Source organism: Gammaproteobacteria bacterium (genome assembly GCA_011682695.1).
Lineage (GTDB): Bacteria > Actinomycetota > Acidimicrobiia > Spongiisociales > UBA4744 > BMS3Bbin01.
In genome coordinates, this window is the sequence record JAACED010000059.1 from 1 (window position 1) to 13,468 (window position 13,468).

Annotated in this window: 17 protein-coding genes; 8 read left to right on the forward strand and 9 right to left on the reverse strand. The window is 62.9% G+C overall.

Going from position 1 to position 13,468, the window contains the following annotated elements:
• The 6 genes from GWP04_10335 to GWP04_10360 all read right to left on the reverse strand — a co-directional run.
• The coding region (locus GWP04_10335; GenBank protein ID NIA25948.1) for a TRAP transporter large permease subunit at positions 1 to 1,283 on the reverse strand (1,283 nt) is incomplete at its 3' end.
• Between the two features lie 19 nt (positions 1,284 to 1,302).
• Entirely contained in the window at positions 1,303 to 1,779 is a 477-nt protein-coding gene (locus GWP04_10340; GenBank protein NIA25949.1) for a TRAP transporter small permease subunit, read from the reverse strand.
• A gap of 121 nt (positions 1,780 to 1,900) precedes the next feature.
• Positions 1,901 to 2,455, reverse strand: a complete 555-nt coding sequence (locus tag GWP04_10345; GenBank protein ID NIA25950.1) for a hypothetical protein — start codon at positions 2,453 to 2,455, stop codon at positions 1,901 to 1,903.
• 79 nt (positions 2,456 to 2,534) lie between these two features.
• Positions 2,535 to 3,677 (reverse strand): acyl-CoA dehydrogenase, encoded by a 1,143-nt coding sequence (locus tag GWP04_10350; protein NIA25951.1) that lies wholly within the window; start codon positions 3,675 to 3,677, stop codon positions 2,535 to 2,537.
• Positions 3,678 to 3,705: 28 nt separating this feature from the next.
• Complete coding sequence (locus GWP04_10355; GenBank protein NIA25952.1) at positions 3,706 to 4,701, reverse strand: hypothetical protein; 996 nt, start codon at positions 4,699 to 4,701, stop codon at positions 3,706 to 3,708.
• A 78-nt stretch (positions 4,702 to 4,779) separates the two neighbouring features.
• On the reverse strand, positions 4,780 to 4,977 hold the full coding sequence (locus GWP04_10360) for a WhiB family transcriptional regulator (GenBank protein NIA25953.1): 198 nt from the start codon (positions 4,975 to 4,977) through the stop codon (positions 4,780 to 4,782).
• Positions 4,978 to 5,101: 124 nt separating this feature from the next.
• Here GWP04_10360 and GWP04_10365 point away from each other — a divergent pair, with 124 nt between their 5' ends.
• Both GWP04_10365 and GWP04_10370 read left to right on the forward strand, forming a co-directional pair.
• Positions 5,102 to 6,178 carry a hypothetical protein gene (locus GWP04_10365; GenBank protein ID NIA25954.1) on the forward strand — a complete coding sequence of 359 codons (1,077 nt, stop codon included), beginning with the start codon at positions 5,102 to 5,104 and terminating at the stop codon, positions 6,176 to 6,178.
• Positions 6,179 to 6,208: 30 nt separating this feature from the next.
• Entirely contained in the window at positions 6,209 to 7,552 is a 1,344-nt protein-coding gene (locus GWP04_10370) for a M20/M25/M40 family metallo-hydrolase (protein NIA25955.1), read from the forward strand.
• A gap of 140 nt (positions 7,553 to 7,692) precedes the next feature.
• Here the strand turns inward: GWP04_10370 and GWP04_10375 are convergent, their stop codons facing one another.
• A complete protein-coding gene (locus GWP04_10375) occupies positions 7,693 to 8,151 on the reverse strand; it encodes a tRNA (uridine(34)/cytosine(34)/5-carboxymethylaminomethyluridine(34)-2'-O)-methyltransferase TrmL (protein NIA25956.1) in 459 nt (152 codons plus the stop codon).
• Positions 8,151 to 8,810 carry an endonuclease NucS gene (nucS, locus tag GWP04_10380; GenBank protein ID NIA25957.1) on the reverse strand — a complete coding sequence of 220 codons (660 nt, stop codon included), beginning with the start codon at positions 8,808 to 8,810 and terminating at the stop codon, positions 8,151 to 8,153. Before nucS ends, GWP04_10375 begins: the two co-directional genes overlap by 1 nt.
• Positions 8,811 to 8,874: 64 nt before the next feature.
• On the opposite strand from nucS, the gene GWP04_10385 reads away from it, so the two are divergent.
• Positions 8,875 to 9,300: a nitroreductase family deazaflavin-dependent oxidoreductase gene (locus GWP04_10385; GenBank protein ID NIA25958.1), complete on the forward strand. Its 426-nt coding sequence runs from the start codon at positions 8,875 to 8,877 to the stop codon at positions 9,298 to 9,300.
• Positions 9,301 to 9,527: 227 nt separating this feature from the next.
• On the opposite strand, the gene GWP04_10390 is transcribed toward GWP04_10385, so the two are convergent.
• On the reverse strand, positions 9,528 to 10,229 hold the full coding sequence (locus GWP04_10390) for an NAD(P)H-hydrate epimerase (protein ID NIA25959.1): 702 nt from the start codon (positions 10,227 to 10,229) through the stop codon (positions 9,528 to 9,530).
• A gap of 142 nt (positions 10,230 to 10,371) precedes the next feature.
• Between GWP04_10390 and GWP04_10395 the strand changes: the two genes are divergently transcribed.
• The 5 genes from GWP04_10395 to GWP04_10415 form a co-directional block, all read left to right on the forward strand.
• Positions 10,372 to 10,524, forward strand: coding sequence for a hypothetical protein (locus GWP04_10395; GenBank protein ID NIA25960.1), 153 nt, complete (start codon positions 10,372 to 10,374; stop codon positions 10,522 to 10,524).
• Positions 10,525 to 10,538: 14 nt separating this feature from the next.
• Complete coding sequence (locus GWP04_10400; GenBank protein ID NIA25961.1) at positions 10,539 to 10,937, forward strand: glyoxalase; 399 nt, start codon at positions 10,539 to 10,541, stop codon at positions 10,935 to 10,937.
• 329 nt (positions 10,938 to 11,266) lie between these two features.
• Positions 11,267 to 11,830: a helix-turn-helix domain-containing protein gene (locus tag GWP04_10405; protein NIA25962.1), complete on the forward strand. Its 564-nt coding sequence runs from the start codon at positions 11,267 to 11,269 to the stop codon at positions 11,828 to 11,830.
• Positions 11,827 to 13,101: an MFS transporter gene (locus tag GWP04_10410; protein ID NIA25963.1), complete on the forward strand. Its 1,275-nt coding sequence runs from the start codon at positions 11,827 to 11,829 to the stop codon at positions 13,099 to 13,101. The genes GWP04_10405 and GWP04_10410 overlap by 4 nt, the downstream gene beginning before the upstream one ends.
• Positions 13,095 to 13,468, forward strand: a 374-nt coding sequence (locus GWP04_10415) for a hypothetical protein (protein ID NIA25964.1), incomplete at its 3' end; no start/stop codon positions are given. The genes GWP04_10410 and GWP04_10415, both read left to right, overlap by 7 nt.

Sequence of the window (13,468 nt, forward strand, 5' to 3'; positions counted from 1 at the left end):
CAGAGCGCCAGTTCGGGAAACAAGATCACCAACGCGAGTCCAACAACCTGGATGATGACGAACGGAATAATGCCCTTGTATATGTGTGTCGTCTTGATCTCCGGTGGAGCAACACCCTTCAAGTAGAACAACGAGAACCCAAACGGCGGCGTGAGGAACGATGTCTGCAGGTTGATGGCGATCAGGACGCCGAGCCAGACCATGTCGACCCCGAGCGCATGGAAAATCGGTGCTGCGACCGGGACGTGAATGAACGTGATCTCGATGAAGTCGATGAAGAACCCGGCAATGAAGATCACACCAAGGAACATCAGCAGAAACGCCATCTCACCCAAGTTGGCGTCCCTGATCACCTCTTGCAGATACAGATCCCCGTGGAGCGCTCGGAACGCGAGTCCGAACGCGGTGGCACCGAGCAGGATCGTGAACACCATGGCGGTCAGACCCAGCGTCTCGGTCATGGCAGCCTTGACCGTGGCCCTGGTGAACTTGCCACGCGCCACCGTCAGCAGCGATGCTCCGACGGCTCCAACCGCCGCGGCTTCCGTCGGCGACGCCACACCGAAGAAGATCGAGCCCAGCACGGCCAAGATGAGAAGGAGCGGTGGAACGAGGGAAGTGAACGTCTGGACGACCGCCACCCGTCCGTGAAAATGGGCCAGATCCGCCTCAGGCATCGACGGCGCCAGGTCGGGACGAACCCGTCCGAGCACGTAGAGGTACAGGACGTACAGGCCCGCCAGGATGAAGCCAGGGATCATTGCGGCGAAGAAGATCTCCCCGATGGATACGTTCAACACCGACCCCAGAAGAACGAGCACGATGCTCGGAGGGATGATCTGACCCAGCGTTCCCGAGGCCGAGATCGTGCCGGTTGCCACTGCGGGGCTGTATTCGCGCTTCAGCATCGTCGGAAGGCTGAGCAGACCCATCGTCACAACGGTCGCACCGACGATTCCGGTCGAGGCGGCGAGCATCGCACCGACGACCACCACCGATATCGCCAGTCCACCCTTGATCCGACCGAACAACAGCGCCATCGTCTCGAGCAGTTCCTCGGCAAGCCCCGACCGCTCCAGCATCACACCCATGAACACGAACAGCGGAACCGCCATGAGCAGCGTGTTGTGCATCACACCGAACACTCGACTCGGGTAGAGACCGAGAAAATCCGAGCCGACGAGGAACATGACCGATAGTGAAAGCCCGCCAAGGCTGAACGCCACCGGAAAGCCGAGAACCAGGAGGACCATGGCGGCAGCGAAAAGAATGATTCCTTCCATGCCTACGCCACGCTCCGACTCATCCGACCTTCTCCGCGTATTCGGGGTTCTTCCCCGCCAGAAAGCGCGCAGCTTTGATCAACTCGGCGATTCCCTGCAGGAACAGAAGCAAGAACCCGAGCAGGATCGCGCCCTTGAGCACCCACCGGCCCGGAAGACCGCCCGGATCCGGTGAGCCCTCGTGCGTTCTCAGTGAGGCTTCGAAGTAGGGAACCGAGGAGAAGAACGCAAGGGCAGAGAACGGAAGCAGGAAAATGAGGGTCCCTATGATGTTGATCCAAGCTTTGACTCTTGGAGACTGGTTCGTGTAGAAAATGTCGACACGGACGTGGCGATCCTCTTTGAGCGCCCATCCTGCCCCGAGCAGGAAGATGAGTGAGTAGACATGCCACTCGCCTTCCTGCATCGCAACGATTGAGAAGTTGAAGACGTAGCGTGTCACGACGTCAAAGACCACTACGAGAACAAGCACCGCCGTAAGCCATCCCGCGAACATGCCAAACGCGTCGTTGATCTTGTCTATGACCGCGGTGAGTCTCTGCACGATGCTGTCCGGTAGGCTGCGCAGAGCAGCCTAGACACCGCCATCACACGATGCCGGGAATCGCCAGGTTCCCTCAGGCCGAGAGCCAATCCGGTGCCTGCTCGAGGAGGAACTCGCTGATCTCCTTGCAGCGATCGAGAACATCACACAGATGTACCTGGGCGATATAGATGTCGCGAACAGACACCTCCACCTTTCCGGTGATCGCAAGACTCCGCTGAGGAGCATCGGTCACCGACGCGAACGAATCGATAGCCGACACTTCGACAGGAAGCACCGTTCCGGCGACTCCGGCGAGTTCGGTGGCCAACACGAGGAGATCCGGCGGGGAAGGAAGCGGAGGCAACACCCAGTTGAAGTGCAACGGAAGATGGAAGACATCTTCGGGTTCTGTTTCGTCCTGCAACACCCTGTCCTCGAAGGCAAGCACGACCCGAGGATCGACCTCCAGCGCCATGTGGAGATCGAGCGGGCCTCCGCAGGCGTTCTCCGGGTGCAGGTCCACTTCCCACTGCTGGCCGAGTGAATACGTTTCAATGAAATGACGCTCGTCGTGCACATGGAAGCCATGCTCGATCGCATGCATCTTCTCACCGGCCACGAACCCGTCGATGTCGATGACAGCCATGCGCTCCAAGGTTCGCACACCTGGAGCGCTACCGCAATGGCGCCGATCCGGAGAACGGTGCTTCCTTCCGCCTCCAGGTTCAGCGCACCGGCAGACCGAGCGTCCTCGAGATCACGAGTCGCTGGATCTCGCTCGTTCCCTCGCCGATCTCGAGCACTTTGGCGTCGCGATAGAACCGGGACACCGGGGATTCGTCCATGTACCCGGCACCCCCGAATATCTGCACCGCCTCACGCGTCGCCGACACGGCGGCTTCGCTCGCGTAGAGCTTCGCCATGGCTGCGGCCATGCGGTACGAACGGCCGGCATCCTTCATCCACGCTGCCTTGTAGGTCAGCAGCCGGGACGCCTCCACCGCAACCGCCATGTCGGCGAGCTTGAACGCCACCGCCTGATTCGCACCGATTGGACGCCCGAACGCCTCGCGATCTTTCGCGTATGCGCTCGCCAGGTCCAGACATCCTTGGGCAACGCCGACCGACATGGCAGCGATCGCGATCCGGCCGTCGTCGAGGATGTGCAGGAACTGCCGGAATCCCTTCCCTCGCTCCCCCAGCAGGTTCTCCGCCGGAACCCGACAGTCCACGAAGGTCAGACCGTGGGTGTCCGAAGCCCTCCACCCCATCTTGTCGTAGGCAGGGTCGACCGTAAACCCCGGTGTTCCCGCAGGCACGATGATCGAACTGATCTCGTCGGGCCCCGTCTTCGCCGTCACCGTGACGAGCGAGGTGATCGGAGTCCCGGAATTGGTGATGAAGGACTTCGTGCCGTTGATCACCCACTCGTCCCCATCGAGCACGGCCTTTGTCCGGGTACCGCCGGCATCCGATCCGGCATCCGGCTCGGTCAGACCGAACCCTGCAAGGGCCGTCCCTGCCACGAGGTCGGGGAGCCAACGGCGCTTCTGCTCATCGGTTCCAAACTGGAAGATGGGGTTCGCACCCAATCCCACTGCGGCTTCCAACGTGATCGCAACCGACTGGTCGACCCTCGCCAACTCCTCGATCGCGATGCACAGCGTCGTGAAGTCTGCATCTGCACCGCCGTATTCCTCGGGAAAGACCAGACCGAACAGTCCCAGGTCGCCCATCTTGCGAACGACGTCGAGCGGAAACGAGTGGTTTCGATCCCACTCCTCGGCGTACGGGGCGATCTCCTGCTCTGCGAACTCCCGAATGACCTTCCGGAAGGCCTGATGCTCTTCGGACGGTTCGAAGTCCATGCCGACTCCTTTGTCATGTTGCATGGACCTACTCTACGGGCGGTCGGTCTTCGCTCTCCACTCGTACAGTCCCTTCCTGTGAGATCCACGTATGGGCACCGGCGAAGATCCCGACTCCCGCCGGGATCCAGTAGGCGATGACCCTGTAGACGAGGATCGGGCCAAGGCTCACCGAGGGGGCCACCCCGAGCAGTGCGAGAACTCCAACGAGTCCGGCTTCGATCACGCCGAGGCCTCCGGGAGATCCGGGAAGGCCACCGACGAGGTGGGCAACTCCATACACGACGAAACCCCGAACCGGGGAGAGGTCGATGCCAAAGGCGCTCAGCGCAAGAATCATCGAACCGGCCTCGGCACCTAGACGCAGTATCAGGAAGCCGACTTCGAGCGGTGTCACCCGGCGGTCGACCGCAGTCGGTCCAATGAGGCGGCGAAAGCGCTCGGGCAACCGGCGCGTGATCGAGCCCATCCAACGAGGCCCGCTGAGCAGAAGGACACCGGCAGCGACACCCGAGATCCCGATTGTCACGACACCGGCATTGAGCGCCACGCCAAGCCCCGCTGCACGAGCCCAGAGAATCGCGCCGCCGGTGCCCAGGAGCAACCCTCCATAGGTGAGCACCGTCGTTCGCAGTGCCGCACCGGCCGTCCCGGGTACTTCGTCACGAACCGTCCACGCCATCGCCGCGGGAGTGAACGCGCCTCCTGCCGGGACCAAGCGTGCAACCCCACTCGCGACGAGGGCGGCACGCACTGCATCACGGAAATGCAGGCGGAGCCCTCCCGCCCGCACGGCGACCTTGAACATGCCGGCGAATGCGCCCTTCGCCGCGAACTCCACGCCCAGAGCGCCGGCCAGGACCAACAGGGTCCAGCCGTCGACGGGGGGGAGGTGGGCCTTCTCACCGAGAAACCGTGCAACGGCCAGGTACAGCACCAACCCGAACGCCAGAAACACGAGAACACCCTTGCCGGCGAGCAGTCGACGCATCAGAGAGCGCCTCGGCGGACGTGCAGATCGCATGCCCGAACGGTACCGCATGGAGAATGAGAGTCTGCCCAGCCTCGGAACGGCGCCGTAACTCGCCGGTGTGTGCTCACGTCATCCGGCTCGTCGCGCTTTCCCGACCCTACGAAGCTCCCGCCGGCCGGCGGCGCTCATGCCGCCCCAGATCCCTGATGTCATGTGGAACTCGAAGGCGTACGACAGGCATTCGTCGCGCACCGGGCAGCCCCCACAGACCGCCAGGGCACGCTCCGATGACACATCTTCTCCAGGAAAGAAAACGCCTGGTTCCATGCCGACGCACGAGGCATCACGACGCCAGCTTTCGGGTGTTGAGTCGAGAAGTGGATGCACGCTGACCCCCGAGCATCTGTTCGCCAATAATGCTACCCCTGTCCACGGTTTGTAGTCTCTGCTGATGCGATTCCCCGATTATCAGGGCGGCGGGCTCGTCAACCTCGTTGCAGAGATCGAGCAGAGGCTCACCGGTACGGCGCCTTCACCCGGGCTGTCCCGACACCTCGCCTCGACCGTCCCCGAGGCACTGAGCTACATATTCGTGCTGTTCGACGGCCTTGGCGACGCTCAGCTCGAACATTCCGGCGCCAAGGCGCTTCTCGCGTCGCGTGTTGGAAGTCTGGACGCCTCCTTTTCCACCCAGACCACCGTGAACACTTCCACACTCGCCACCGGACTCCCACCTTCGCAACACGGTCTGATCGCCTACCAGCTCCGCCTGAACACGTCCGTGCTGAACACCATCTACTGGTACCTGGATGATGGGAAGGCCTGTGATCTCGATCCTGTGGCGTTTCTTCCCGCGCCGAATCTGTCCGAGCGGCTCGCTCACGCCGGTCGCCGAGTCGTCGCAACAGAGCCCGAGGCATTCCTCGATAGCCCTCTCGATCGTGTGCTCTACCGCGGGTCGACCGTAGTGGGAGTCGCAGATTCAGAGATCGATGTAGCCCTCGATGCCGTGCGGACGCCCGGCACGCTGGCACTCGTCTACCTGCCACATGTGGATGCCGCCGGGCACGCAGGCGGACAAGGTTCCGGCCTCTATGCCGATGCCGTTCGCCATGTCTCCGAGATCTGGAGCGACATCATCTCCCGGCTTCCTGAAGGGGTCGCAGCCGTCGGGACTGCCGATCACGGACATGTCGACATCGCTGACGACCGCCGCATCGCCCTCCCGCAACTCGATGACCTGATCCTGTATGGTGACAATCGAGTGGTCTATGTCTCGGGCCCACCGACGGCAGGGGCCGACCTTGCTCGATCGCTCCCCGCCACATGGGTCGCCGTTTCGCAGCTCGAAGGGATCTGGGGTCCTGAGCCCTACCATCCGCGATTCACCGAGCGGCTGCCGGACGGCCTCCTGATCGCCGACGATGGATACGCTCTGGTTCCCTATGGGACTGTCGACACGATGGTCGGCCACCACGGCGGAGTCACAGAGGCGGAGCTGAGAATTCCGCTTCTCGTCGCTTCGTGAGCCGAACCTCTGTCGCAGTACCCTTCTCACATGACATACGAGAAACTTCGTGCAGCAGTTGATCAGCAGTTCGACACGATCCGTCAGGGCCTCGAGGACCTCACCGCCGTCCCCTCCGTGAGCGCACCCGGTTTCGATCCGGACAATGTTCGCGCTTCGGCCGAAGTCGTCGCAGGTCTCCTTCGGGACGCCGGCTTCCCCGAGGTGCGACTTCTGGAGTCCGAAGGCGCCCATCCTGCCGTCTTCGCCCACTATCCGGCCCCGGCGGGTGCGCCCACCGTGCTGCTGTATGCCCACCATGACGTGCAGCCGCCCGGAGACGAACGCGAGTGGACGTCCCCCCCCTTCGAGCCTGCCGAGCGTGACGGGCGCATCTACGGCCGAGGTATCGCAGACGACAAGTCGGGTGTGCTCATGCACGTGGGAGCGATGCTCGCCCATGAGGGAAAGCCGCCGGTTGGAGTCAAAGTGATCATCGAGGGCGAAGAGGAAATCGGCTCGCTGCACCTCGAGGATTTCCTGCACGAACACCAGCAACTGTTTAGCGCCGATGTGATCGTGATCGGCGACTCGGGAAACTGGAAGGTCGGCGTGCCGGCCCTCACCACTTCGCTTCGCGGCCTTGTCGACTGTGTCATCGAGATACGCACAGCCGATCATGCGCTGCACAGCGGCGAGTTCGGCGGACCGGTCCCCGACGCTCTCACCATTCTCGCTCGCACGCTCGCCACCTTGCATGATGAGCAAGGGAACGTTGCCATCCCGGACCTCGTATCGTCCGATACCGCCGACCCGCTCGATCTCACCGAAGCGGAATTCCGCGCACAGGCAGGTGTGGTCGATGGCCTCGAGTTGATCGGAGAGGGCAGCATCACGTCACGACTGTGGACCATGCCGTCGATCTCCATTCTCGCCATCGACGCACCGCCGGTCGCCGAGGCGATCAACGCTCTCGTTCCGGTCGCACGAGCGAAGGTGAGCATGCGTCTCGCTCCAGGTCAGAATCCGCCCTACGCCATGAAGACACTGGTGAATCATCTGGAATCGCACGTACCGTGGGGCGCCCAGGTGACCGTCACTCCGGGCGCTTCAGGCGAGGCATTCGCTCTCGCAACGGAGGGTCCTCGCTTCGAGATATTCCGCGCTGCCATGCGCGAGGCCTGGGGCACCGAACCGGTGAACATGGGTGTCGGTGGCTCGATTCCGTTCGTCGCGGCGTTCTCGGAGACCTATCCCGGAGCAACGATCGTGCTCACCGGCGCACAGGAGCCGGAAAGCCGGATTCATGCGCCAGACGAGAGTCTCGATCTCGAAGAACTCCGGCGCTCGGTCCTGGCCGAAGCCATTGTCCTGGAGTTACTGGCGAAGCAGTGAACCGCCGGCTCCCAGCAGCCAGTCTCCCCAGCTCCCAGCCAGAGCCGCTTCGCCCGCCCCACGGTCTCCCAGCGATCTGAGGTAGTGATAGGAAGCACCGAGTACGAAACACGGAACACACAACACGAGCCCAGCCCGCCCTACACCGATCCCGGGAAGCCGCCCTGACGCCATGCTTCGTACACGACGATCGACGCGGCGTTTGCGAGATTGAGGCTTCTGCGGTCGGGCAGCATCGGGATCCGCAGCACCTCGTCCGCCCGATCGAGCACCTCGTCGGGCAGTCCGACCGACTCGGGTCCGAACAGCAGTGCGTCGTCGTCCCGGTAGACCACATCGGAGTACCGGAGCTTCCCTACACCCGAGTAGGCGAGCAGTCGGTGCGGTTCGACGGCAGCAAGACACGCCTCCAGGCTCTCGTGGACATCGACGCGGGCCCATTCCCGATAGTCGAGCCCCGCCCTGCGCAGACGCCGCTCGTCGAGGGTAAACCCGAGTGGCTCGACCAAGTGCAGGCGAACCCCGGTATTGGCGCTCAGACGCATCAGATTGCCCGTGTTCGGCGGAATCTCAGGATGGAAGAGGATCACATCGACCATCAGAACAATGTTGGCCGATCCGATTCGAGCCCGCGCAGTTCGTCGTAATCGACCTCGACGGTCACAACCCCTCGCGCCTCGGCCAGAACCTTCGCCTGCGGCTTGACGACCTGCGCCGCGAAGATTCCTCGGACTTCCCCGAGTCGCTTGTCGCGGCGAAGGCGTTCCAAGTACCGAACGAGTTGCTCGACCCCGTCGATCTCCCCCCTTCGCTTGATCTCCACCGCCACGGCGTTCCCCTCTCGATCCGAGCACAGCAGGTCGACGGGCCCGATGTCGGTTGGGTACTCCCGACGGATCAACACCAGCCCCTCTTCCAGAACCCAGGGGCGCTCTGCGAGCAAGACCTGAAGGTGACGTTCCACACCATCCTTCTCCAGACCGGGATCCGCGCCCATCTCGAAGTCCTGGTCCGAGAAGATCTCCTCGAACGTGATAACGAGACGCTCCCCCTTCGGGTTGGTGACCGTCCACATGCCGTCGGTCTCTTGAATGAAGTTGGGAGCATTCATCCAGTTGAGCGGCTTGTAGGCACCGCCGTCGGCATGAACGGCGACACACCCGTCGGCCTTGACCATGACGAGTCGAGTCGCTGAGGGAAGGTGGGCGGTGAGCCGTCCCTCATAGTCGACGCTGCACCGTGCGATCACCAGTCGCATCGGGGTGCAGCGTACCAGTGTGTCCACCATCCGCTCTTCGTCGAGACAGTGGCACAATGTGTTGATGCGCGACCGAACCGCCAAGTACCTCTCCGCTGTTCACGCCGCCGCATTCCGTGTAACGCGAGGCCGGATGGGACGCAGGCTGGTGCACAACGACATCCTGCTGCTCACGACCAGAGGTCGAAAGAGTGGCCGTCTCCACACTGTGCCGCTGCTGTATCTGCGCAGCGCCACCGCGCTGGTCGTCATCGCTTCGTGGGGCGGACGGCCCGCCAATCCAGATTGGTACGAGAATCTCATGACTACTTCCCGCGCGACCGTCGAGCTTCCCGGAGGGCAGACCTTCGACGTGTCGGCACGAACGGCAACACCCGAGGAGCGCTCTTCGTGGTGGCCGAGGATCACCGACGCCCACGCCGGGTATATCGCCTACCAGTCCCGGACGGACCGAGAGATACCGGTGGTGTTTCTCTCCCCGACGACTTAGGAGCCCGCCGAGCACTCCATGGCACGCATCTCGGCGGCCGTGCATCGCTCATCGACACAGCCCAACCCGACCGCTTTCTCGGATTGGGCGGGTGTGATCTGAATCGACCCGCTGCGTCTTCCGACCCTTCGAAGCCGACAGCAACGGCCGCCACGCTCACCCCGCGGTCTTGCATCGACCTGAAGTCGCGATAGGAAACACGAAACACGAGGTACCAGGTACTGGAATCACCCGGCAGACTGTTGGAGGCGAACGATCGTTCCCTCACGGAACGGCACAGGCACCCGAAGGCCCATCGTCGCGTACACACCCGCCGGAACCGAGATGTCGGCGAGATAGAGCTCACCCACCTGCGGTGCCTCGAGCAACCCGACTTTCGGGAGCGCCAGCGTCATGGTGGCGGTCGCAGGGATGCATGGCTCGCCTGCTTCACCACTCGTCACGTTCAACCCGCTCGGCGTGTCCAGCGACAGCACGGGCCGTCCCTTCGCCCACCGAATCAGTTCGGCGGTTCTGCCCCTCGGATCGCCCCGGAGGCTGTAGCCGATCAGGGCGTCGATGACGAGATCTGCATCAGGCGGATCGGCCTCGAATCTCACATCCATCCTTCGCAGGATCTCATGCTGGATCCTCGGTACGTCGCCCAGGCGGTCCGGCGCCGTCGTGATCACCACGCTGACGTTGCTCCCCCGATTGGCGAGATGGCGCGCCGCCACCAGGCCACCGCCCCCGTTTCCTCCTGTCCCTGCCAGCACGGTTACCGACAACGGAGCAAACCGGCGGATGGCGAGTTCGGCGAGGTTCCTCCCCGCGTTCTCCATCATCTGGACGAGAAGGATCCCGAGATCCTCGATCATCACACGGTCGACCTCTCTCATCTGTTCCTCGGTGAGTGCAGGGACGGTCTGCAGATCAACCCCTGGAAACATGACCTCTCCTCGCTCTGGCGTGAGTCGACGGGCGCATGGCCAACCTACTCACACGAGAACGGAAGTGGTAGCGTCGCTCGAACAGGACCGAGCCCTTGCGCCATGCTCGGATCGTCACCGTCCACGATGGGTCCCCCATACGATGGCCTGGCTTGGATCTGTCTTCGACGCAAAGGTGAACGCACTCGGTCCAGTCACCTTCGCAGCGACAGGCGTCATCGCCGACCTATACGATGAACACAGGCTCTCGGCATCGAAGATCACCAACGCTGTAATCGGCACGCTCGCCGATTGACAAGGGAGGAAGACATGGCCCCACGTTTCGACGCAATCGGCATGGTTGTAAAGGACATGGCGGCCACACTCACCTTCTATCGGCTGCTCGGTCTGGATATCCCGGAAGAGGCCGGTAGCGAAGGACACGTCGAAGCTGCGTTGCCAGGCGGTACGCGTTTGATGTTCGACACCGAGGACATGGTCCGGAGTTTCGACAGCAACTGGACTCCGCCGGCGAGACCGGGTCCCATCGCTTTTGCGTTCCTCTGTGACGATCCCACCGAGGTGGACGCAACGTTCCGCCGCCTCGTCGATGCAGGCTACGAATCGGCCCTCGCTCCGTGGGATGCCTTCTGGGGTCAACGCTACGCCACCGTTCACGATCCGGACGGAAACGCGATCCACCTCTTCGCCGGCCTTGGTGATAGCTGAATTCCGACATAGTGTCGACAAACAGATATACTCCGGGCCGAGAGTGCTGATGGCCTTGCGAGACACCGGAGCCTGACCAGGGACGCGGGGCCTGACCACAGCCTCTCTGCCGGCACGGCAAGGGGCGAACGACCCGGACATCGGTCCGGGTCGTCACGCGTCTCCATATCCGGACCATGATTCGATGAAGAAACCGTGACCTCAGCCGAACCCTGGGCTCGCAGGTACCCCTGGGGTACTCCTGAGCCCAGGGTTCGGCGGAATCGTGAACCGGGCATCGTTTTGTTCAACCAAATTGACTATTCAGCTCGCTTGAATACAATCCGGATATGGAAGACGTCTACCTCATCAACGACCTCGAGACGCTGCGCACCATCGGAGAACCGACACGTATGGCCATCCTCGAGTTGCTGTACCAACCCCGGTCGGTCACCGATATCGCCAAACACCTCGGGGTTCCCCGAACCCGCCTCTACCACCACTTCAACCTGCTCGAAGACAAGGGGATCATCCGGGTGGCCGAAACCCGCAAGGTCGGCCCGATGACGGAACGCATCTACGAGGCCAGCGCGAAGCAATATCGCCCCGGGCCGGGCCTCCTCACGTCGGGAACACTCCAAGATCGAGCCCAAGCGGTGGTCTCCACAGTCTTCGACACAACCCGGGCGGACCTGTACCGCTCGATCGTCGACGGCATCGCTTCGCTCGACCGACGCGATGATCAGCGCCGCCTGAGTCTCGGGCGCAGACTCGGCAGGATCTCCAAGGCACAGTTCGAGGAGTTCGTCACCCGCCTCGAAGATCTCTCTCAGGAGTTCGAGGATGAAGGCGAAGACGGCGAGCCCTTCGCCTTCACGTGGGCGCTCTATCCGACTGCAAGAGATGTGCCGTGAAGGCGCTCAAGGAACTCCTTCGGATCCACGATTTCCGACTGTTGTGGACCGGCCAGGTGGTCTCCAACTTCGGTGACGCTCTCACCTCTCTCGCACTCCTGCTGACCGCCGAACATCTCACAGGCTCCGTTGCCGCCGTTGCGGCGACGGCGATCGCCATCGCCCTCCCCCAGCTGTTCTTCGGTCTGATTGCCGGCGTCTACGTCGACCGCTGGAACCGAAAGTACGTCATGGTGGTGTCCGACATCGTCCGGGGCGTGCTCGTTCTGGGCTTCTTGTTGGTGACGACACCAGGACACATGTGGCTGCTCTATGTCGTCGCCTTCGCCCAGGCAACGATCGGGACACTCTTCACACCTGCTCGCATGGCGATCCTTCCCGAGATCATCCCGGAGGAACACCTGCTGTCCGCCAACTCGATCGCCCAGTCCAGTCGAGTCATCTTCAACCTCCTCGGCACCGCGGCAGCAGGTCTCATCGCCGGACTCACAGGCAGCATCGCTCCGACGTTCATCGTCGACAGCGGCACCTTCCTCGTCTCGGCCATGCTGGTTTCCCGTGTGGCGGCCGGCCCAGCGCCCCAACGCGCCGACCGATCCTCTTCCCCGTCGATGTGGAGCGAGCTCACCGTAGGCCTGCGGGTGCTTGCAGACTCGAGCGTGCTCAAAGGAGTGCTCATCGGCGGAGGGATCGTGATGTTCGGACTGGGCGCCGTCAATGTGCTCCTCGTGCCTTTTGTGGTCGGCGTTCTCGAGGTCCCCGCAACCTGGTTTGGCGCCCTCGAGGCCTCCCAGGTCACGTCGATGGTCCTGAGTGGAGCCCTCCTGGTGGTCCTCGCCGCCAAGTTCCGCCCGACGAACCTGATCAGTGCAGGCCTCGCCGGGACCGGCCTGGTCGTCGCCTCAATGGCACTCGCTGGGACCGTGTGGCACCTGATGCTCGCGCTGTTTGCCGTTGGATGGTTCGTGACCCCATTGCAGGCTTCAATCGCAACGCTCTTGCAGTCCGAAGTCGAGGCCGAGAAGCGCGGCCGTGCAGGCAGTGCGCTCAACACCGCCATGACAGGAGCGCAAGTGGCGTCCATGGCGCTTGCCGGAGCTTCCGCCGCAGCCATCGGGGTTCGCGGCGTGTTCGTCGCGTCCGGAGCCATCGCCCTCCTGGCCGGTCTGGTCACCGTCCGACTCTTCCGCGACGTTCCCCTTGCCGCCATGGGCGAAGTCGAGATCGGCCACTCGGGTACGCTGAGCGGGCAGGAGGAGGCACAATGGTGATCGCAATCGGAACAGAGAAGGGCGCATGGCTCTTTGATCCCGACGAGCACCGCGTCGAGGGACCGATCATGCCTGGCTGGAAGGTGACCGCGTTCACCGACACGGCCGACGGCGCCTGTCTCCTCGCAACAGCATCGAACTGGTTCGGAGCGTCCATCTTCCGATCCGAGAATCTCATCGACTGGGTCCAGCTCGCCCAGGCCCCCGAGTGGCCCGAGGGCGGTGACCGGAAACTCTCGCAGATCTGGACACTCGCACGATCTCAAGGTGTTCTCTACGCCGGTGTCGACGAGGCCGGGCTGTTTCGCAGTAGCGATAACGCCGCCACCTGGGAGCCCGTCACGGGCCTCAACGAACATCCGACCCG

What these genes read in the sequence shown, in the direction of transcription:
- GWP04_10340 (NIA25949.1), bottom strand. Translation starts at nt 1,779, where the DNA reads ATGTTCGCGGGATGGCTTACGGCGGTGCTTGTTCTCGTAGTGGTCTTT.
- GWP04_10345 (NIA25950.1), bottom strand. Translation starts at nt 2,455, where the DNA reads ATGGCTGTCATCGACATCGACGGGTTCGTGGCCGGTGAGAAGATGCAT.
- GWP04_10350 (NIA25951.1), bottom strand. Translation starts at nt 3,677, where the DNA reads ATGGACTTCGAACCGTCCGAAGAGCATCAGGCCTTCCGGAAGGTCATT.
- GWP04_10355 (NIA25952.1), bottom strand. Translation starts at nt 4,701, where the DNA reads ATGCGATCTGCACGTCCGCCGAGGCGCTCTCTGATGCGTCGACTGCTC.
- GWP04_10360 (NIA25953.1), bottom strand. Translation starts at nt 4,977, where the DNA reads ATGGAACCAGGCGTTTTCTTTCCTGGAGAAGATGTGTCATCGGAGCGT.
- GWP04_10365 (NIA25954.1), top strand. Translation starts at nt 5,102, where the DNA reads ATGCGATTCCCCGATTATCAGGGCGGCGGGCTCGTCAACCTCGTTGCA.
- GWP04_10370 (NIA25955.1), top strand. Translation starts at nt 6,209, where the DNA reads ATGACATACGAGAAACTTCGTGCAGCAGTTGATCAGCAGTTCGACACG.
- GWP04_10375 (NIA25956.1), bottom strand. Translation starts at nt 8,151, where the DNA reads ATGGTCGATGTGATCCTCTTCCATCCTGAGATTCCGCCGAACACGGGC.
- nucS (NIA25957.1), bottom strand. Translation starts at nt 8,810, where the DNA reads ATGCGACTGGTGATCGCACGGTGCAGCGTCGACTATGAGGGACGGCTC.
- GWP04_10385 (NIA25958.1), top strand. Translation starts at nt 8,875, where the DNA reads ATGCGCGACCGAACCGCCAAGTACCTCTCCGCTGTTCACGCCGCCGCA.
- GWP04_10390 (NIA25959.1), bottom strand. Translation starts at nt 10,229, where the DNA reads ATGTTTCCAGGGGTTGATCTGCAGACCGTCCCTGCACTCACCGAGGAA.
- GWP04_10395 (NIA25960.1), top strand. Translation starts at nt 10,372, where the DNA reads ATGGCCTGGCTTGGATCTGTCTTCGACGCAAAGGTGAACGCACTCGGT.
- GWP04_10400 (NIA25961.1), top strand. Translation starts at nt 10,539, where the DNA reads ATGGCCCCACGTTTCGACGCAATCGGCATGGTTGTAAAGGACATGGCG.
- GWP04_10405 (NIA25962.1), top strand. Translation starts at nt 11,267, where the DNA reads ATGGAAGACGTCTACCTCATCAACGACCTCGAGACGCTGCGCACCATC.